We start from the raw sequence: 18,485 nt of genomic DNA, 5'->3' as shown, positions 1-18,485 counted from the left end.
CATTCGCACATTACGTGCAAATCAAAATGAGACGTTGCAGAATTTATGTGATCTAAATCACTCTTCGTTCTCTTCTTCCAGCTCATCCCACATAGCCGCGATCGCGTCGCGGGTCAGCGGAGCCAGCGTTCTCCAGAATGGCGAGGTAGCATGCGCTTCGACCTTACCCAGGAATGTCCCGACCCACGGCAGCAGGTACGTTTCGAACAGGGTTTCGATGGCTTCGTTCTCATCATCCCCGGCGTTGTCTTCAATCCAGGATGCGGCCAGCAGCAGCGTACCGATATGGTCCGCAGGCGTATCGGTCAGCGGCATACCGCGGGTGGAGAGGAAAGCGCGGACTTCCGCTTCCGTTGCCCCTTCCTGCCAGGCAGAACGGTATGGCGAAACGCGGCACTCATCACCGACGAACAGCGCATTGTAATCCGTCGCAATCTGCTGCATGTCGCAGCTTTTTTGCAGACGCTCCAGTAAATCATCCTGCTCCAGCGGCCAGTTCTGCGCCAGCTTACCTTCACGAATTAACGTAAAGAGCGGCACCAACAGCGGGTCTTGCGGCTGGCGATAATAGAGCGTACCCAGCACGCGACAAAGGATGGAGAACTCATTCATTTTTTTATTCCATTACACAATTAAAGATCGGCAAATTCGGCAATCGGTTCCATTCCGCGCGACTCGAGGAAATCGAGCATGCGGCGCGGAGTCACGTTCAGGATTTGGGCTTCCGGGAAGTTAACGTCATTCAGTACTTTCAGACACTCGCTGAAATCACCCAGCGTGAACGCGGTGTGGGAATCTGAGCCCAGCGCCACCATGCCGCCCGCATCGCGTACGGCGGCCGCCACCTCGCGGCAGTTGGCTTCACTGCCCTTACGCGAGTGAACAAAGGAGGAGTTGTTAATCTCCAGCGCCACGCGGTGCTTCGCAGCCGCCTGCGCCACAGCCTGAATATCAATCGGGTACTTCGGGTTACCCGGATGACTAATAATATGTACGTTGCCGCTGGCAATGGTGGCAATCATCGCCGCGGTGTTGGTCTCTTTATCCTGGGGCGCAAAGACTGGCTCGTGAAAGCCGGCAAGAATCAGGTCAAGGGAGGTCAGCATCGGGCCGGTGCAGTCGATCTCACCGTCGGTATTTTTGATGTTCGCCTCAATGCCGCGCAGTATCCCAATGCCGTCCACCAGACGTGGCCAGATCCGCATATTCACAAAATGCCAGTAGTGCGGCGCATCCGCCATGTCCGGGCCATGATCGGTGATCGCAAAAAGCTTGATGCCTTTAAGCTTCGCCTGGGCGATATAATCATGAAGGTTGCTATACGCGTGGGTACTGGCGACGGTGTGCATATGCAGGTCAACGGGATACATCTTTCTCTCCTCTGCGGTTTTTCCAAAGGATAGCAGTTATCAGCGGCGAATATTAGCAAAAACCCGGCGAACGCCGGGTTTCCGTTAGTAACCTCGTTGTCTGTCGACCTGCCCGGTCACCGGGTTGCCCTTTTCCATTTCACTGATGGTATGCGATATATACGCCACCGCTTCAGCCGGACGCGTCACGGCGGCCACGTGCGGGGTCATCGCCACGCGCGGGTGCGCCCACAACGGGCTTTCCGCCGGCAGCGGCTCGCGGCTGTAGACATCCAGCATGGCACCTTTTAGCTTTCCGCTGTCCAGCGCCTTCAGCAGATCGGCCTCGACCAGATGCACCCCGCGCGCCAGGTTCATCAGGTAGCTCTCATCGGCTAACTGGCCGAGCAGGGCTTCATTGATGATCCCCACCGTTTCCGCCGTGTTTGGCAGCAGGTTGATGAGCACGCGCGTGCCGTTCAGAAAGGCCGGGAGTTCATCCATTCCGGCAAAGCTCTCCACGCCCGGATAATCTTTGCGGCTGCGGCTCCAGCAGCGCAGCGGGAAACCCCACGGGGCGAGGGCTTCAGCCACTTTTGAGCCCAGCACGCCGGCGCCGAGAATGCCGATGGTAAACTCATCGCGCTGGTAATCCGGCAACGGCTCCCAGCGGGCCTGCTGCTTAAAGGCCTGATAATCATCAAAGCGGCGGAACCAGTGCAGTACCTGGCTCACGGCATATTCCTGCATTTGCTGGCCCATACCAGTATCTTCCAGGCGGAACAGGGGAATCTCTTCCGGGAGCATTTCAGGATGGGCCTTCAGCTTGCTCAGAATGGAATCCACGCCAGCTCCCAGGGCAAAAACGGCCTTCAGCTTACGACCCTGCAGCATTTCTACCGGCGGATGCCAGACCAGCGCGTAGTCAGCATGTTCGTTATCACCGCGCTTCCACTCGCGAACGCGTGCGCCGGGTAGCGCCGCCGTAAGCGCCTTGATCCAGTAAGCCGTATCAAACGTGGGGTGATAGAAGAGTATATCCATAGTCATTCCTGCCTTTTATTGCGCTGATTTATTTTGCTTTTTAACTGGATTGTCAGCATAACAAATTTATTGCGCGTCTGTGTTGCTGATAAAAAAGGCGCTTTCAGCACATTTAAGAATCAGGTTGCCTGAAGTTTGTCTAAACGCGCTAAATTACTGAAAAAGTGAGTTGACGGCAGTTCGGCTTTTCCTTACATTAGCGCCCGTCCCGGTAACAACGGGATGACAATATGGTGAGGTGTCCGAGTGGCTGAAGGAGCACGCCTGGAAAGTGTGTATACGGCAACGTATCGGGGGTTCGAATCCCCCCCTCACCGCCATATTTGAGATGAGAGCTCGTACGAAAGTACGGGCTTTTTTCTTTTGGATCTCCGCCAGGGGATTCGAACCCTGATACTCCCTGCGCTCTTTATGTCGGGTGGCGCTACGCTTACCCGACCTACAAAAAGCTACTCCTCCACCATCTTCGCATACTCCTCCGTCAGAAAATCCACCAGCGTTCTGACGGACGGCAGTAAACCGCGTCTGGAGGGATAAACGGCGTGAATCACTTCCCGCCTCGGTTCCCACGTCTCAAGCAGCCGAACCAGCTCCCCCGATGCCAGCTGATCCTTCACCATCAAAATCGGCAGCTGCACCACGCCGATACCTGCCATCGCAGCTTCACGAAGCGCGAGCATATCGGTGGTGATCAGCCGGGGATGGTAATGGATCTCCGCTCTGGCGCCGCCGGGGCCGGACAGTTCCCATTTATGGATATGTTTACCCTCATTCATGCTTAGCCCGGGCCAGGCGCTGAGTTCAGACGGGGCAACCGGTTCTCCCATGCGTTGAATCAACGCCGGACCGGCGACCAGACAATGCCCCCTGTCAGCCAGCACCCGTAATACCAGGTCGCTGTCATCAAACGGCCGCGGGCGCACGCGGATCGCGATATCCACCCCCTCACCCACCAGGTCAACCCGCCGGTTGGTCGCCTCAAGCTGAAGATTGATCCCGGGGTAGCGCGCCATAAATCGCGCCAGCATGGGGCCAACGTGGACATGCAGCAGCGTTATTGGGCACGTGATCCTGACGATGCCGCGCGGTTCAGCCTGCAGCGCCGCCACGGCTTCCTCCGCGGCCTCCGCCTCCACCAGCATCGCTTTACAGTGCTGATAGAAGGTCTGCCCGACCTCGGTCACCGTGAACTGTCGGGTTGTTCTATGGATAAGCCGCACGCCAAGGCGCTCTTCAAGCTGGGCAATCCGGCGGCTTAGCCTGGACTTGGGCAGGTCAAGCGCCCTTCCCGCCGCCGCAAAGCCACCGTAGTCGACCACCTTCACAAACCAGACAAAGTCATTGAGATCCTGCATAAATCCTCATCGTTCTATTTTCAGAACAGTGAATGCCATTTTCACTATCTACCGGGATATTAACTCTGAATATAAGCTAATTACATCAACAGAACATCAGGAGTTAATCATGAAAAACGTAGCAGGCGTTTATACCGCTCCTCGTCAGCACTGGGTTGGCGATGGTTTCCCGGTACGTTCAATGTTCTCTTATCAGACGCACGGCGAGCCGCTCAGCCCGTTCCTGCTGCTGGATTACGCGGGCCCGTACACCTTTCCGGCAGATGGTGCGAAACGCGGCGTAGGCCAGCACCCTCACCGGGGTTTTGAAACGGTCACCATCGTCTATTCCGGTGAAGTGGAGCACCGCGACTCTACGGGCGAAGGCGGCGTCATTGGCCCCGGCGACGTGCAGTGGATGACCGCAGGCGCAGGCATTTTGCACGAGGAGTTCCACTCCAACGCCTTCTCGCAGAAGGGCGGGGAACTGAAAATGATGCAGCTTTGGGTCAACCTGCCGGCGAAAGACAAGATGGCGACGCCGGGCTACCAGAGCATCACGAAGGACGCGATCCCGGTGGTAACGCTACCGGACAACAGCGGCACCCTGCGGGTGATTGCCGGTCGCTACGACACGGTTACCGGCCCGGCGCACACCTTCTCGCCGCTGAACGTCTGGGATATCACCCTGAATCAGGGCAGTCACGTCACGCTCAATCAGCCTGAAGGCTGGAGCACAGCGCTGGTTGTGCTTGAAGGCAGCGTCTCGGTAAACGGCACCGCTCAGGCAGGTGAAGCCCAGCTGGTCGTCCTGAGTCAGGAAGGCGACAAACTGCACCTGGAAGCCAGCAGCGATGCAAAAGTGCTGCTGATGGCCGGCGAGCCGCTGAATGAACCTATCGTGGGCTATGGCCCGTTTGTGATGAACAGTAAAACCGAAATCAACGAAGCCATTCGTGATTTCAACTCCGGCCGCTTCGGCCAGATCCGATCGTAATAAAGGAGAGGAAAATGTCTACACCTGCGAATTTTAATGGAGCACGTCCGGTCATTGATGTGAACGATGCGGTGATGCTGCTTATCGATCACCAGAGCGGCCTGTTCCAGACCGTTGGCGATATGCCAATGCCGGAGCTGCGCGCCCGTGCGGCAGCGCTGGCAAAGATCGCTACCCTCGCGAAAATTCCGGTGATCACCACCGCATCCGTCCCGCAAGGGCCGAACGGACCGCTTATTCCGGAGATCCACGCCAACGCGCCGCATGCGCAATATGTTGCCCGTAAAGGCGAGATCAACGCCTGGGATAACCCGGAGTTTGTGGCGGCGGTAAAAGCGACCGGACGCAAGACGTTGATTATTGCAGGCACGATCACCAGCGTCTGCATGGCCTTCCCGTCGATCAGCGCGGTGGCAGACGGGTATAAAGTCTTTGCGGTGATTGATGCCTCCGGTACCTACAGCAAAATGGCGCAGGAGATCACCCTGGCGCGCGTGGTGCAGGCCGGCGTAGTGCCGATGGACACGGCGGCGGTAGCCTCCGAGATCCAGCGGACGTGGAACCGTGAAGATGCCGCAGAGTGGGCTGAGGTATACACCCACATCTTCCCGGCTTACCAGCTGCTGATTGAGAGCTACGGCAAAGCGCAGGAAGTGGTTAAAAACAGCGAAGTGCTCGATTCACAGCGTTAATCCCCTGCTCCACGGCGTAAAAACCGTGGAGCTGATTATTGCTTAACCGAACAGGCACTAAAGCTGAAAATCTGCTTGACCGTGTTAGCGCAACTCCCTATAGTAGCGCCCCGTTGCCCCCCAAGCGGTCAGGCAGCAAAACAATATGGTGAGGTGTCCGAGTGGCTGAAGGAGCACGCCTGGAAAGTGTGTATACGGCAACGTATCGGGGGTTCGAATCCCCCCCTCACCGCCATATTTGAGATGAGAGCTCGTACGAAAGTACGGGCTTTTTTCTTTTGGATCGCCAACAGGGGATTCGCCCCCTGGAACTCCCGCGTTCTTCATGCCTGGTGGCGCTGCGCTTACCCGGCCTACGGTCAGGGTTTTTGTAGGTCGGGTAAGCGCAGCGCCACCCGACATCATGCCCGCACAAAAAACAAAGCCCGGTTTCCCGGGCCTTGAACACAACAGCAAACTCAATAATACGCTTGCAGCGTGCGCTGACAGAGCGCCGAGCGCACGCAGTCATCTTTGGTGAAGCGTACCACCCCAATCATCTCATCTTCCTCAAAACGTGACATGGCGTCGCTCAGCCCGGATTTCACGCCGGACGGCAGGTCACACTGGGTAATATCGCCGTTAACGATAACCGTCACGTTCTCCCCGAGGCGCGTTAAAAACATCTTCATTTGCGCAGCGGTCACGTTCTGAGCCTCGTCAAGAATGACGACCGCATTTTCAAATGTACGTCCGCGCATATAGGCGAACGGCGCGATTTCCACCTTGCCAATCTCTGGTCGCAGGCAGTACTGCATAAAGGATGCGCCCAGACGTTTTACCAGTACGTCATAGACGGGCCTGAAGTACGGGGCAAACTTCTCCGAAATATCGCCGGGCAAGAAACCGAGATCTTCATCAGCCTGCAGTACAGGACGGGTAACAATGATTCTCTCCACGTCCTTATGGATCAGCGCTTCCGCCGCTTTGGCCGCACTAATCCAGGTTTTCCCGCATCCGGCTTCACCGGTTGCAAAGATGAGCTGTTTACTCTCGATAGCATTCAGGTAGTGCGCCTGAGCCTCATTGCGCGCCACAATTGGAGAATTATCACGGCTGTCTCGGGCCATGCCAATTGCTTCTACGCCACTCATCTGCACAAGCGAGGTGACCGATTCTTCTTCACGCTGTTTATGGCTACGTGAATCCCGTCTCAGCACACGTTTTGCTTCGCGACGAGCTTTGATCACTGCTTTTTGTCTTCCCATGGATAGCACCTTGAGTTGTTGGTATTCATCACACGCGCCAGCTTCGGCACGATTATGCGCACGAACATCAGAGGGTTGGCTTCCTTGTAAGCCATTGCTTGCTTTATCGGATGACGATACGGAACAGCTACGCGCACCGTTCTGCACGTCGGTCGAATCAGATTCTTGAGGGTGGGGGGAGAATTTAGTGGTGAGGAAATCGCTGCCGGAGTCTGAGCCTCCGCGCCGGGTGCTGCGGTTGTTATGTTTACCTTGTCCAGTACAGGACGCAACCATTCGCGATCTCCATAGTGATTCAGCATCACTGCCGGGAACTACCGCTGTCTTATCTTAAGTACATCAGGAGTTATCATAAATGCAACATTTATTTTACCTGAATGCAACTTTTAAGACTGTCCCTACAGGTGGAATCAGTCTCATATAGAAATATTACAGAAATATAACAGCAGGATAGTCATATGAAAAAATAATGTCCCCGCGAACGGTTGCGGGGACGATTATCAGGCTTCAATAAGACCCTGAGCGAGATATGCGTTGCTGTCGCGCACGCCTGGCAAGGCAAAGAAATAGCCGCCGCCGATAGGCTTAATGTACTCTTCCAGCGCTTCGCCGTTTAAGCGCTTCTGCACGGTCAGGAAGCCCTTTTCCAGCTCGTGCTGGTAGCAGACGAACAGCAGCCCCATGTCAAGCTGACCGGCGTTGGTCACGCCGAGGGAGTAGCTGTATCCGCGACGCATCATCAGGCTGGACTGCGTCTCTTTGGTACGCGGATTGGCCAGACGAATATGGCTGTCCAGCGCAATCACATCGCCGTTCGGGTCGCTGGCGTAGTCGGGCACGTCATGCTCGTTCTTCATGCCGAGCGGCGCGCCGCTTTGCTTATCGCGACCGAAGATCGTCTGCTGCTCTTTGAGCGGCGTGCGATCCCAGAACTCCACGTGGAACTGAATGATCCGCACCGCCTGATAGCTTCCCCCCACCGCCCACGCCGGTTCGCCCTGATTTGCGGTTACCCACACCACGTCTTTCATCAGTGCAGCATCGCTGCTGTCCGGGTTGGCCGTGCCGTCCTTAAAGCCCAGCAGGTTCACCGGCGTCTCTTTCCCCTTGCTGCGGGCGGCGTGATCCGAGATAAACCCTTCCCGCTTCCAGCGCACGCTCAGCAGATCCGGCGTGTGCTTGATGATATCGCGCAGGGCGTGGATCACCGTGTCCTGGGTATTGGCGCAAATCTGCAGGAGCAGGTCGCCGTGACAGAGGGCGGCGTCCAGCGAGTCGTTCGGAAAGCGCGTCATTTTTTGCAGCGCTTTCGGCTTCTGTTTTGCCAGGCCGTAGCGTGCATCAAACAGCGATTCACCCAGCGAAACGGTAATGGTCAGGTTATCCGGGGCGATAAACGGCCCCAGAATGCCGGAGTCCATCGGCGGCAGGCGCGGGTTCGGCGTATCGGGCGCCGGTCCGCCGGCGGTGAGAAACGCGATGCGCGTCGTCAGCAGGCGGAACAGGCGCGCCAGATCGGCTTTATCGCTGGCCAGCGAATCAAAGGCCACCAGCATCATTGACGCCTGCTGCGGCGTCAGTATGCCCGACTGATGCTCGCCATAAAACGGCTGCGTCTCCATGCGGGCATTGGGTGACAGCGTGCCGGGCGCGCTTTGCGGTTTCGCCGCATGCGCTACCGGACACCCGCCAGCCAGAGCAAGCGCGCCACCCAGCGCCCCTACCCCTTTTAACAATCGACGACGCGAAGGCTCAACCGCGTCGTTCTCGCTATGCTTGTTCATCGTGCTTAGTCCAGACCCAGTACGCCACGCAGCAGAGAGAGATCTTCCGCCAGGGCGGTAATCGGGCCTTTCAGCGCGTTACGGTCGCCATCGGTCAGCTTGTCGTAAGTTTCAAAGCCGTCTTTGGTACGGTACTTCGCCAGAATGGTGTCGACTTTTTTGAAGTTGGCATCCACTTTAGCCAGCAGTTCGCCGTTCTCTTTCTGCAGCTGAGGTCGCAGCAGGTTAACAATTTTCTGCGCGCCGTTGACGTTGGCCTGGAAGTCCCACAGGTCGGTATGGCTGTAGCGATCCTCTTCACCGCTGATTTTGCTCGCGGCCACTTCTTCAATCAGACCGGCCGCGCCGCCCACCACTTTTGACGGCGGGAAGGCCAGCTCGCTGATGCGCTTTTGCAGCTCCAGCACGTCGCTATTCAGCTGATCGGCATATTTCTCCATCCCTTTGGCAGAATTATCGCCAAACAGGGCTTTCTCCAGCCGATGGAAACCGGTGAATTTCGGATCGGCGGCTTTCTGCTCGAAATCATCTTCGCGGGCATCGATGCTGCCATCGAGGTCAGAGAACAGCTCGGCAATCGGCTCGATGCGCTCGTAGTGCTGGCGGGTTGGCGCATAGAGGGATTTCGCTTTTTCGATATCACCGGCTTTCACCGCATCGGTAAAGGCTTTGGTTGCCGCCGCCAGGTCCGCCGTCTCTTTCGTGACATACGCTTTATACGCGGTAATGGCATCACCCAGGCTCAGCACCGCAGCGCCTTTCGCCGCATCGGCCGTTGCTTCACCTTTGACGATCAGCTTCCCTTTAGGGTTGGTCAGCAGGCCGCAGGTCATCTCATACTCGCCCGGCTGCAGGTTGGCGGTCATCTTCTGGCTGAAGCCAGGGGCGATGTTTTCGCGCTCTTCCACCACCAGAACGCCTTTCAGGATCTCCCATTCCAGCGCTTTCTGGCTGTGGTTCTGAATAATGAACTGGGTTTTGCCGCTGTTAACCGTGAGGGTCATCGGCTCACACTGCTTGTCATTAACGGTGACTTTAACCTGAGGAACATCCGCGCCCCAGGCGGAGAATGCAGAAGCGAACAGCGCGGCAATGCCTGCGCATAACGCACTACGACGGAACTGAATTGCCATGACTCTTCCCTTTAAAAGTATGTTGTAACTAAATCACAAATTACGGCGCAACGCGCGACGCCTGCGTGCCGGTACGCGGCGGCATGGCGAACAGCACCAGCGCCGGAACCAGATAAATAAAGTACATCGCTACTTCGCTGACGCTCGGCGTTTCCTGATAGCCGAAGATACCTTCAAGCAGGGTACCGGTCAGAGAGTGCGTGGAGAGAACGTTGCTGAGGTCGAACGCCACGTCCTGGAAATGGTTCCACAGGCCCGCTTCATGGAAGGCGCGGATCGCCCCTGCCGCCAGGCCCGCAGCCACCAGCAGAATAAACAGGCTGGTCCACTTGAAGAAGGCACCCAGGTTCAGGCGAATACCGCCCCAGTAGAGCAGGAAACCGAGCACCACCGCCGTGGCAAGGCCCAGCACGGCCCCCAGCGGTGGCCAGATACCCACGTCCTGCTGAAACGCCGCCAGCAGGAAGAAAACAGACTCCAGGCCTTCACGCGCGACGGCGAAAAAGACCATCATAATCAGCGCCCAGCCGTGGTTATTGCCCTTTTGCAGCGCGTTATCCACCGCCTGCTCCAGTTGCACCTTCACGTTGCGCGAGACCTTACGCATCCAGAACACCATCCAGGTGAGGATCGCTACCGCAATCACGGCGACGATACCCTCAAACAGCTCCTGCTCTTTCTGCGGGAACTCCCCGGTGGTTTCGTTGATGAGAATACCCAGGCCCAGACAGAGCGCCGCGGCAAGGAATACCCCGACCCACATGACGCCAATCCAGCGCCCGCGCTGGGTCCGCTTCAGGTAGCTGGCGATGAGGCTAACGATAAGGGCGGCTTCGAGCCCTTCACGTAACATAATGAGAAATGGAACAAACATGCCGACACCTTAAATGTTTATCGCGGTCAACTGATGCAAAGAAAGGTAAATTCTTGTGATAGTGATTATCATTACGGCGTAAAGAAACACAAGCGAAATATGTGGTGTTTTGATGACGAGTTGTAAACGCCAAGCCTGATAATAGTTACCTACGTAACGTTCAAGTTTATAAGTTATAACGAAAATGCCCATTTACGCTGATTCAGGGCTGTGGCTAAATATCCGCCTCAAACACCTGGTGAAAATAAATTATGTTTAAAATTGTCCATTTCCTGCTAGCGCTGGTCATTATTCTTGCGCTTGCCTGGCTGGTGAGTTTCGACCGCCGAAAAATTCGCATTCGTTTTGTTTTACAGCTGATTGTCATAGAAATTGCCCTGGCGTTCTTTTTCCTGCACGCCGAAAGCGGGTTATTCCTGATTAAATACGTCTCGGGATTTTTTGAGTCACTGCTTAAATTTGCCGGCGAAGGCACCAATTTCGTCTTTGGCGGAATGGGGGAAAAAGGGCTGGCGTTCATTTTCCTCGGCGTGCTTTGCCCGATTATTTTTATTTCCGCGCTGATTGGTATTCTTCAGCACTGGCGAATTCTGCCGATTTTTATTCGGGTAATCGGCACGCTGCTGTCAAAACTGAACGGTATGGGCAAGCTGGAATCCTTTAACGCGGTGAGTTCGCTGATCCTCGGCCAGTCGGAAAACTTCATTGCCTACAAAGGCGTGCTGGGCGATCTCTCCTCTCGTCGTCTGTTCACCATGGCGGCCACGGCCATGTCGACGGTCTCCCTGTCAATTGTCGGCGCGTATATGACCATGCTCGACGCCAAATTTGTCGTCGCGGCGCTGATTCTGAACATGTTCAGCACCTTTATTATTCTCTCCGTCATCAACCCGGCGCGCCCGGAAGCGGAGCCGGATATCCGGCTTGAAAAACTGCATGAATCGCAGAGCTTCTTCGAGATGCTCGGCGAGTATATTCTGGCCGGTTTTAAAGTGGCGATGATTATTCTGGCGATGCTGATTGGCTTTATCGCCCTTATTAGCGCCGTTAACGCCCTCTTCTCCAGCGTATTTGGCATGAGCTTCCAGCAGATCCTGGGCTATGTATTTTATCCCCTGGCGTGGCTGGTGGGGATTCCGCTAAGTGATGCCTTAAACGCGGGCAGCATTATGGCAACCAAGCTGGTGGCGAATGAATTTGTGGCGATGATTGAGCTGCAAAAAATAGCGCATCAGATGTCCCCGCGTGGGCTGGGCATTTTATCCGTCTTCCTGGTATCGTTCGCGAACTTCGCCTCCATCGGCATCGTGGCCGGGGCGATTAAGGGCCTGAACGAACAGCAGGGGAACGTGGTATCGCGGTTTGGTCTGCGTCTGGTGTACGGCGCGACGCTGGTGAGCCTGCTGTCGGCGAGCTTTGCGGGGTTGGTGCTGTGATGTAATGCCCGGCGGCGCTTCGCTTGCACGGGCCTACGATACAATAACGGCGGGTTATCCCGCCGTTTTTATTAGAACTGCACGCATACCGGCTGGTCGACGCGCATCACCGACTCCTGCGCGAAGCGGGACTTATAAATCCCGCGCAACGCTTCGATGTTCTTCTCGCTCTGCGCATCTTTCCCGTGGATCAGCATCAGCGCTTTGCTGGGCTCACGAGCCACTTTTCCGTCGTTCCCCAGCCACTGCCCGCGCGCGTCAAATACCGTCAAGCCATCGCGAAAGCGTGGCGTCACGTCCTGGTCAACAAACTGCTGCCATTCGTTGCCGGTAATCTGCGCCCCGGCCGGACGATTCAGTCCGAAATAGAGCGTGGTCTGCTGCATCTGGTTTTCCGCTTTGCAGGTTTCCACCGCAGCGTGCTGCGATGGCGCGGTGCAGCCAGCCAGCATCAATAATGCCGCCGCCATTAACCCTGTTTTGATTGTCATGCTTCGCTATCCTCATTGTTATAAGCACATGGATATCACAGGAAATTACGGATTTTGGCAAGAAAAAAGCCGGGTGCGCTTGCGCTTACCCGGCCTACGGTGTTCCGTGGGGAAATTATTCAGGCTGCAGCTTAGACGGCGGCGCGGAGTGGTAATGCGCGTCTGCTTCAGCAAAGCGTTTCTGCATGGCGGCAGACGGCGCTTTACCCAGCAGGCTGAAGACCACGATGCCAATGCTGCCGAAGATGAAGCCAGGAATGATTTCGTACAGGCCCAGCCAGGCGAACTGCTTCCAGACGATAACGGTCACCGCACCGATAATCATCCCCGCCAGCGCGCCGTTACGGGTCATACGTGACCACAGCACGGAGAACAGCACCACCGGACCAAATGCCGCACCAAAGCCCGCCCATGCGTAGCTCACCAGACCCAGCACGCGGTTATTCGGGTTGGCCGCCAGCGCGATCGCAATCAGCGCCACCACCAGCACCATGAAGCGCCCTACCCAGACCAGCTCTTTCTGGCTCGCGTTTTTACGCAGGAAGGCTTTGTAGAGGTCTTCGGTGATTGCGCTGGAGCAAACCAGCAGCTGACAGCTCAGGGTGGACATCACCGCCGCGAGGATCGCGGAGAGCAGAATACCGGCAATCCACGGGTTAAACAGAATCTGCGCCAGCTCGATGAACACGCGCTCGGCGTTCTGGTTGACCGCGCCCGCCTGCGCCGGGTTGTTGTTGAAGTACGCGATACCGAAGAAGCCGACCGCACACGCCCCTGCCAGACACAGGATCATCCACGTCATGCTGATGCGACGGGCATGAACGATGGTGTGGTGAGAATCCGCCGCCATAAAGCGCGCCAGAATGTGCGGCTGACCGAAGTAGCCCAGACCCCAGCCCATCAGCGACACGATGGCAACGAAGTTCAGCCCTTTCAACATGTCGACGTTTTCGATGCTCTTCTGCTTAATCACTTCCAGGGAATCGGCAAAGCCGCCAACGGTGAAAATCACAATCACCGGGGTCAGGATCAGGGCGAAGATCATCAGGCTCGCCTGCACGGTGTCGGTCCAGCTTACCGCCAGGAAACCACCCACGAAGGTATAGAGGATGGTCGCCGCCGCACCGGCCCACAGGGCGGTTTCGTAGCTCATGCCGAAGGTGCTTTCGAACAGGCGCGCGCCGGCCACGATGCCGGAGGCACAGTAGATGGTAAAGAACAGCAGGATAACCACCGCAGAGATAATGCGCAGGATGCGGCTGTTATCTTCAAAGCGTCCGGTGAAGTAGTCCGGCAGCGTCAGGGCGTTATTGTTGGCCTCGGTATGCACGCGCAGACGGCCCGCCACCAGCTTCCAGTTGATCCAGGCGCCCACGGTCAGACCGATGGCGATCCAGCTTTCGGAGATACCGGAGATGAAAATCGCGCCCGGCAGACCCATCAGCAGCCAGCCGCTCATGTCCGATGCGCCCGCAGAGAGTGCGGTGACCATCGGGCCTAAGCTGCGTCCGCCCAGAATGTAGTCGTCAAAGTTTTTCGTTGAACGCCACGCCAAAAACCCTATCAGGATCATGCCAAAGATATAAACGAGAAATGTCACCAGCATCGGTGTGCTAATTGCCATTCAAATTCTCCAAAAGTGTCGAGCGACAACCGTCCGGGTTGCCTTGTTATATAATCACCGGAACGAGGTGACGGTATCTTGTGTTTCGGTTGGGCGCGCTATCCTGCCGTATGCGCCTTCCGCTGACAAACGATTTAACACTGCATTTACATCAATTTCATCCCTGGTTTGATACGAGTTTCCTATAGGTTGCACTCGCTCACGCTTTTGCGGGTTGCACCTTTTAAAAGTGTTAACTCCCGCATAAAAACAGGCTTCCCGCCCAAAAGCCAGTGCGTTTTTCCAGCTAACCATTCGTTAACAATCCATTCATTTCCTGGGTTGCAAACCAGGTCACATTTAACACGGTTGCACAAAGTTGCAACATGGTGGATATTTCACGCTAACGACCAAACACGATGAAAGAACAACAGGAGCTTTGGCATGGGTATGACCACCATGGGGGTTAAGCTGGATGACGCCACCCGCGAACGGATTAAGACCGCAGCAACCCGCATTGACCGCACGCCGCACTGGTTAATTAAGCAGGCGATTTTTAACTATCTCGAAAGGCTCGAGAGCGATGAGGGCCTGCCGGAGCTGCCTGCCCTGCTGGCCGGTGCAGCGAACGAAAGCGAAGAAGCCCCGGCCGCTGGCGACGAGAATCATCAGCCGTTCCTCGAATTCGCCGAGCAGATCCTGCCGCAGTCCGTCAGCCGTGCCGCCATCACCGGCGCATACCGCCGCGCCGAAACCGACGCCGTACCGATGCTGCTGGAGCAGGCTCGCCTGCCAGAAGCCATTGCCGCACAGGCGCACAGCCTGGCGTACCAGCTTGCCGACAAGCTGCGCAACCAGAAAACCGCGACCGGCCGCGCCGGCATGGTTCAGGGCTTGCTGCAGGAGTTCTCCCTCTCGTCTCAGGAAGGCGTGGCGCTGATGTGCCTGGCGGAAGCGCTGCTGCGTATTCCGGATAAAGCCACCCGCGACGCGCTGATCCGCGACAAGATCAGCAACGGCAACTGGCATTCCCACATTGGCCGCAGCCCGTCGCTGTTCGTCAACGCCGCGACCTGGGGCCTGCTGTTTACCGGCAGACTGGTCTCGACCCATAACGAAGCCAACCTCTCCCGCTCCCTGAACCGCATTATCGGCAAGAGCGGCGAGCCGCTGATCCGCAAAGGCGTGGACATGGCGATGCGCCTGATGGGCGAGCAGTTCGTCACCGGGGAAACCATTGCCGAAGCGCTGGCGAACGCCCGCAAGCTGGAAGATAAAGGTTTCCGTTACTCCTACGACATGCTGGGCGAAGCGGCCCTGACCGCCGCCGACGCGCAGGCCTATATGGTCTCTTACCAGCAGGCGATCCACGCCATCGGTAAAGCGTCTAACGGTCGCGGTATTTATGAAGGCCCGGGCATCTCCATTAAGCTCTCCGCCCTGCACCCGCGCTACAGCCGCGCGCAGTACGACCGGGTGATGGAAGAGCTCTACCCGCGCCTGAAGTCCCTGACCCTGCTGGCGCGCCAGTATGACATCGGCATCAACATCGATGCCGAAGAGGCCGACCGCCTGGAGATCTCCCTCGATCTGCTGGAAAAACTGTGCTTCGAGCCGGAGCTGGCGGGCTGGAACGGCATTGGCTTCGTTATCCAGGCCTACCAGAAGCGCTGCCCGTTCGTCATTGATTACCTGATTGACCTGGCCAGCCGCAGCCGTCGCCGCCTGATGATCCGTCTGGTGAAGGGCGCCTACTGGGACAGCGAAATCAAACGCGCCCAGATGGAAGGGCTGGAAGGCTATCCGGTCTATACCCGCAAGGTTTACACCGACGTCTCTTACCTCGCCTGCGCGAAAAAGCTGCTCGGCGTGCCGAACCTGATCTATCCGCAGTTCGCCACCCACAACGCCCACACCCTGGCGGCGATCTACAGCCTGGCCGGGCAGAACTACTACCCGGGCCAGTACGAGTTCCAGTGCCTGCACGGCATGGGCGAACCGCTGTACGAGCAGGTGACCGGTAAAGTGGCGGACGGCAAGCTGAACCGACCGTGCCGTATTTACGCTCCGGTAGGTACTCACGAAACCCTGCTGGCATACCTGGTGCGTCGCCTGCTGGAAAACGGCGCGAACACCTCCTTCGTTAACCGCATCGCCGACACCACGCTGCCGCTGGACGAGTTGGTCGCCGACCCGGTGCAGGCCGTTGAGAAGATGGCAGCGCAGGAAGGTCAGATTGGCCTGCCGCATCCGAAGATTGCCCTGCCGCGCGAACTCTATGGCGCAGGCCGCGTCAACTCGGCGGGCCTGGATCTCGCCAACGAACACCGCCTGGCGTCCCTCTCCTCTGCCCTGCTCAACAGCGCATTGCAGAAATGGCAGGCCAAACCGATTCTGGAGCAGCCGGTTGCTGACGGCGAAATGCAGCCAGTCATTAACCCGGCGGAGCCAAAAGACATCGTCGGCTACGTGCGTGAAGCCACCGAAGCGGAAGTGGATCAGGCCCTGGACAGCGCGGTGAACAACGCCCCTATCTGGTTTGCCACGCCGCCGCAGGAGCGCGCCGCGATTCTGGAACGCGCCGCGGTGCTGATGGAAGATCAGATGCAACAGCTCATCGGCATTCTGGTGCGCGAAGCGGGTAAAACCTTCAGCAACGCCATCGCCGAAGTGCGCGAGGCCGTCGACTTCCTGCATTACTACGCGGGCCAGGTTCGCGATGACTTCGATAACGAAACCCACCGTCCGCTTGGCCCGGTCGTCTGTATCAGCCCGTGGAACTTCCCGCTGGCGATCTTCACCGGCCAGATTGCCGCCGCCCTGGCCGCAGGCAACAGCGTGCTGGCCAAGCCGGCAGAGCAAACCCCGCTGATTGCCGCACAGGGCATCAGCATTCTTCTGGAAGCCGGCGTGCCGGCGGGCGTGGTCCAGCTGCTGCCGGGCCGCGGTGAAACGGTCGGCGCTAAGCTGACCGCGGATAACCGCGTGCGCGGCGTGATGTTTACCGGCTCGACCGAAGTGGCCTCTCTGCTGCAGCGCAATATCGCTACCCGCCTGGATGCTCAGGGTCGCCCGACCCCGCTCATCGCGGAAACCGGCGGCATGAACGCCATGATCGTTGACTCCTCCGCGCTCACCGAGCAGGTGGTGGTTGACGTGCTGGCCTCCGCCTTCGACAGCGCCGGTCAGCGCTGCTCCGCCCTGCGCGTGCTGTGCCTGCAGGATGACGTGGCCGACCACACCCTGAAGATGCTGCGCGGCGCGATGGCCGAATGCCGCATGGGCAACCCGGGCCGTCTCACCACCGACATCGGGCCGGTGATCGACGCGGAAGCCAAAGCCAATATCGAAAACCACATTCAGGCCATGCGCGCGAAAGGCCGTCCGGTGTTCCAGGCGGTGCGTGAAAACAGTGAAGATACCCGCGAGTGGCGTACCGGCACCTTTGTGCCGCCAACGCTGATCGAGCTGGCGAGCTTCGACGAACTGAAAAAAGAGGTCTTCGGCCCGGTACTGCACGTGGTGCGCTACAACCGCAACAACCTGAACGAGCTGGTTGAGCAGATCAACGCCTCCGGCTATGGCCTGACGCTTGGCGTGCATACCCGTATCGACGAGACCATTGCGCAGGTGACCGGCAGCGCCAAAGTGGGCAACCTGTACGTTAACCGCAACATGGTCGGCGCGGTCGTGGGCGTGCAGCCGTTCGGCGGCGAAGGTCTCTCCGGCACCGGTCCGAAAGCGGGCGGTCCGCTCTACCTGTACCGTCTGCTGGCGAACCGTCCGGAGAACGCGCTGGGCGTGACGCTGGCGCGCCAGGACGCGGAGTATCCGGTGGATGCACAGCTGAAAACCGTGCTGACCCAGCCGCTTGAGGCGCTGATCGCCTGGGCGGAAAAACGTCCTGAACTGCGTGCCGTTGCACAGCAGTACGGCGAGCTGGCGCAGGCAGGCACACAGCGTCTGCTGCCGGGTCCAACCGGCGAGCGCAACACCTGGACGCTGATGCCGCGCGAGCGCGTGCTGTGCGTGGCGGATAACGAGCAGGACGCGCTGGTCCAGCTGGCCGCAGCTATGGCAACCGGCTGTGAAGTGCTGTGGCCGGAAGATGCGCTGCATCGCGATCTCGCCAAACAGCTGCCGAAAGCGGTCTCTGCCCGCATTCACTTCGCCAAGGCCGATGCGCTGCTGACGCAGCCGTTTGACGCCGTGATTTATCACGGTGATTCTGACCAGCTGCGCGAACTGTGCGAGCAGGTTGCAGCCCGCAGCGGGCCGATTGTTTCGGTGCAGGGCTTCGCCCGCGGTGAAACCAACCTGCTGCTGGAGCGCCTGTACGTTGAGCGCTCGCTCAGCGTCAACACCGCGGCGGCAGGCGGTAACGCCAGCCTGATGACCATCGGTTAATCGTGTAAACTCTCCCCGGTGACGCTACGCTTACCGGGGCTACAAAATCACCGTAGGCCGGATAAGCGCAGCGCATCCGGCTTTTTTACACGGA

Annotated in this window: 14 protein-coding genes and 2 tRNA genes; 6 read left to right on the top strand and 10 right to left on the bottom strand. The window is 57.8% G+C overall.

Translation table 11 applies throughout. The features are described from left to right. Positions 1 to 57: 57 nt before the first annotated feature. From ACWHWP_RS08445 to ghrA, 3 genes are all read right to left on the bottom strand, one after another. Positions 58 to 612, bottom strand: a complete 555-nt coding sequence (locus tag ACWHWP_RS08445; protein ID WP_047349032.1) for a TorD/DmsD family molecular chaperone — start codon at positions 610 to 612, stop codon at positions 58 to 60. Positions 613 to 632: 20 nt separating this feature from the next. Then, on the bottom strand, positions 633 to 1,370 hold the full coding sequence (locus ACWHWP_RS08440) for a phosphatase (RefSeq protein WP_008500850.1): 738 nt from the start codon (positions 1,368 to 1,370) through the stop codon (positions 633 to 635). Between the two features lie 84 nt (positions 1,371 to 1,454). Continuing rightward, entirely contained in the window at positions 1,455 to 2,393 is a 939-nt protein-coding gene (ghrA, locus tag ACWHWP_RS08435) for a glyoxylate/hydroxypyruvate reductase GhrA (protein WP_447855397.1), read from the bottom strand. A gap of 232 nt (positions 2,394 to 2,625) precedes the next feature. On the opposite strand from ghrA, the gene ACWHWP_RS08430 reads away from it, so the two are divergent. After that, positions 2,626 to 2,713, top strand: a tRNA-Ser gene (locus tag ACWHWP_RS08430). 129 nt (positions 2,714 to 2,842) lie between these two features. On the opposite strand, the gene ACWHWP_RS08425 is transcribed toward ACWHWP_RS08430, so the two are convergent. Then, positions 2,843 to 3,748: a LysR family transcriptional regulator gene (locus ACWHWP_RS08425; RefSeq protein WP_447855396.1), complete on the bottom strand. Its 906-nt coding sequence runs from the start codon at positions 3,746 to 3,748 to the stop codon at positions 2,843 to 2,845. A 109-nt stretch (positions 3,749 to 3,857) separates the two neighbouring features. Here ACWHWP_RS08425 and ACWHWP_RS08420 point away from each other — a divergent pair, with 109 nt between their 5' ends. The 3 genes from ACWHWP_RS08420 (at position 3,858) to ACWHWP_RS08410 (ending at position 5,651) form a co-directional block, all read left to right on the top strand. Then, complete coding sequence (locus ACWHWP_RS08420) at positions 3,858 to 4,724, top strand: pirin family protein (protein WP_063955778.1); 867 nt, start codon at positions 3,858 to 3,860, stop codon at positions 4,722 to 4,724. Between the two features lie 14 nt (positions 4,725 to 4,738). Then, on the top strand, positions 4,739 to 5,416 hold the full coding sequence (locus ACWHWP_RS08415) for an isochorismatase family protein (RefSeq protein ID WP_025755865.1): 678 nt from the start codon (positions 4,739 to 4,741) through the stop codon (positions 5,414 to 5,416). Between the two features lie 147 nt (positions 5,417 to 5,563). Further along, positions 5,564 to 5,651: transfer RNA gene (locus ACWHWP_RS08410), tRNA-Ser, on the top strand. Positions 5,652 to 5,874: 223 nt separating this feature from the next. Here ACWHWP_RS08410 and phoH read toward each other — a convergent pair. The 4 genes from phoH to efeU all read right to left on the bottom strand — a co-directional run bounded on the left by phoH (position 5,875) and on the right by efeU (position 10,454). Further along, complete coding sequence (gene phoH, locus ACWHWP_RS08405) at positions 5,875 to 6,663, bottom strand: phosphate starvation-inducible protein PhoH (RefSeq protein ID WP_008503509.1); 789 nt, start codon at positions 6,661 to 6,663, stop codon at positions 5,875 to 5,877. A 500-nt stretch (positions 6,664 to 7,163) separates the two neighbouring features. Continuing rightward, on the bottom strand, positions 7,164 to 8,447 hold the full coding sequence (gene efeB / locus ACWHWP_RS08400; protein WP_447855395.1) for an iron uptake transporter deferrochelatase/peroxidase subunit: 1,284 nt from the start codon (positions 8,445 to 8,447) through the stop codon (positions 7,164 to 7,166). Between the two features lie 5 nt (positions 8,448 to 8,452). Beyond that, positions 8,453 to 9,580 carry an iron uptake system protein EfeO gene (gene efeO, locus ACWHWP_RS08395; RefSeq protein ID WP_447855394.1) on the bottom strand — a complete coding sequence of 376 codons (1,128 nt, stop codon included), beginning with the start codon at positions 9,578 to 9,580 and terminating at the stop codon, positions 8,453 to 8,455. A gap of 40 nt (positions 9,581 to 9,620) precedes the next feature. Then, positions 9,621 to 10,454 carry an iron uptake transporter permease EfeU gene (efeU, locus tag ACWHWP_RS08390; protein WP_059311064.1) on the bottom strand — a complete coding sequence of 278 codons (834 nt, stop codon included), beginning with the start codon at positions 10,452 to 10,454 and terminating at the stop codon, positions 9,621 to 9,623. 251 nt (positions 10,455 to 10,705) lie between these two features. On the opposite strand from efeU, the gene ACWHWP_RS08385 reads away from it, so the two are divergent. Further along, complete coding sequence (locus ACWHWP_RS08385) at positions 10,706 to 11,890, top strand: NupC/NupG family nucleoside CNT transporter (RefSeq protein WP_032638697.1); 1,185 nt, start codon at positions 10,706 to 10,708, stop codon at positions 11,888 to 11,890. Between the two features lie 71 nt (positions 11,891 to 11,961). Here the strand turns inward: ACWHWP_RS08385 and ACWHWP_RS08380 are convergent, their stop codons facing one another. Together ACWHWP_RS08380 and putP are read right to left on the bottom strand one after the other, a co-directional pair. After that, positions 11,962 to 12,381 carry a DUF3574 domain-containing protein gene (locus ACWHWP_RS08380; protein WP_063430115.1) on the bottom strand — a complete coding sequence of 140 codons (420 nt, stop codon included), beginning with the start codon at positions 12,379 to 12,381 and terminating at the stop codon, positions 11,962 to 11,964. Positions 12,382 to 12,496: 115 nt separating this feature from the next. Beyond that, entirely contained in the window at positions 12,497 to 14,005 is a 1,509-nt protein-coding gene (putP, locus tag ACWHWP_RS08375; RefSeq protein ID WP_063430117.1) for a sodium/proline symporter PutP, read from the bottom strand. 423 nt (positions 14,006 to 14,428) lie between these two features. Here putP and putA point away from each other — a divergent pair, with 423 nt between their 5' ends. Further along, positions 14,429 to 18,391 (top strand): trifunctional transcriptional regulator/proline dehydrogenase/L-glutamate gamma-semialdehyde dehydrogenase, encoded by a 3,963-nt coding sequence (putA, locus tag ACWHWP_RS08370; RefSeq protein ID WP_063430120.1) that lies wholly within the window; start codon positions 14,429 to 14,431, stop codon positions 18,389 to 18,391. Positions 18,392 to 18,485 lie beyond the last annotated feature (94 nt).

It is taken from the genome of Enterobacter sp. WI-ESBL-E8 (assembly GCF_053364895.1).
The sequence above is the reverse complement of the archived record's forward strand: the minus strand, read 5'-3'. Positions and strand labels throughout refer to the sequence as shown.

Excerpts from the sequence above, each read along its gene's own strand:
- efeB (WP_447855395.1), bottom strand. The coding sequence starts at position 8,447 with ATGAACAAGCATAGCGAGAACGACGCGGTTGAGCCTTCGCGTCGTCGA.
- ACWHWP_RS08415 (WP_025755865.1), top strand. The coding sequence starts at position 4,739 with ATGTCTACACCTGCGAATTTTAATGGAGCACGTCCGGTCATTGATGTG.
- phoH (WP_008503509.1), bottom strand. The coding sequence starts at position 6,663 with ATGGGAAGACAAAAAGCAGTGATCAAAGCTCGTCGCGAAGCAAAACGT.
- efeU (WP_059311064.1), bottom strand. The coding sequence starts at position 10,454 with ATGTTTGTTCCATTTCTCATTATGTTACGTGAAGGGCTCGAAGCCGCC.
- ACWHWP_RS08425 (WP_447855396.1), bottom strand. The coding sequence starts at position 3,748 with ATGCAGGATCTCAATGACTTTGTCTGGTTTGTGAAGGTGGTCGACTAC.
- ACWHWP_RS08385 (WP_032638697.1), top strand. The coding sequence starts at position 10,706 with ATGTTTAAAATTGTCCATTTCCTGCTAGCGCTGGTCATTATTCTTGCG.
- ACWHWP_RS08445 (WP_047349032.1), bottom strand. The coding sequence starts at position 612 with ATGAATGAGTTCTCCATCCTTTGTCGCGTGCTGGGTACGCTCTATTAT.
- ACWHWP_RS08440 (WP_008500850.1), bottom strand. The coding sequence starts at position 1,370 with ATGTATCCCGTTGACCTGCATATGCACACCGTCGCCAGTACCCACGCG.
- efeO (WP_447855394.1), bottom strand. The coding sequence starts at position 9,580 with ATGGCAATTCAGTTCCGTCGTAGTGCGTTATGCGCAGGCATTGCCGCG.
- putP (WP_063430117.1), bottom strand. The coding sequence starts at position 14,005 with ATGGCAATTAGCACACCGATGCTGGTGACATTTCTCGTTTATATCTTT.
- ghrA (WP_447855397.1), bottom strand. The coding sequence starts at position 2,393 with ATGGATATACTCTTCTATCACCCCACGTTTGATACGGCTTACTGGATC.
- ACWHWP_RS08380 (WP_063430115.1), bottom strand. The coding sequence starts at position 12,381 with ATGACAATCAAAACAGGGTTAATGGCGGCGGCATTATTGATGCTGGCT.
- putA (WP_063430120.1), top strand. The coding sequence starts at position 14,429 with ATGGGTATGACCACCATGGGGGTTAAGCTGGATGACGCCACCCGCGAA.
- ACWHWP_RS08420 (WP_063955778.1), top strand. The coding sequence starts at position 3,858 with ATGAAAAACGTAGCAGGCGTTTATACCGCTCCTCGTCAGCACTGGGTT.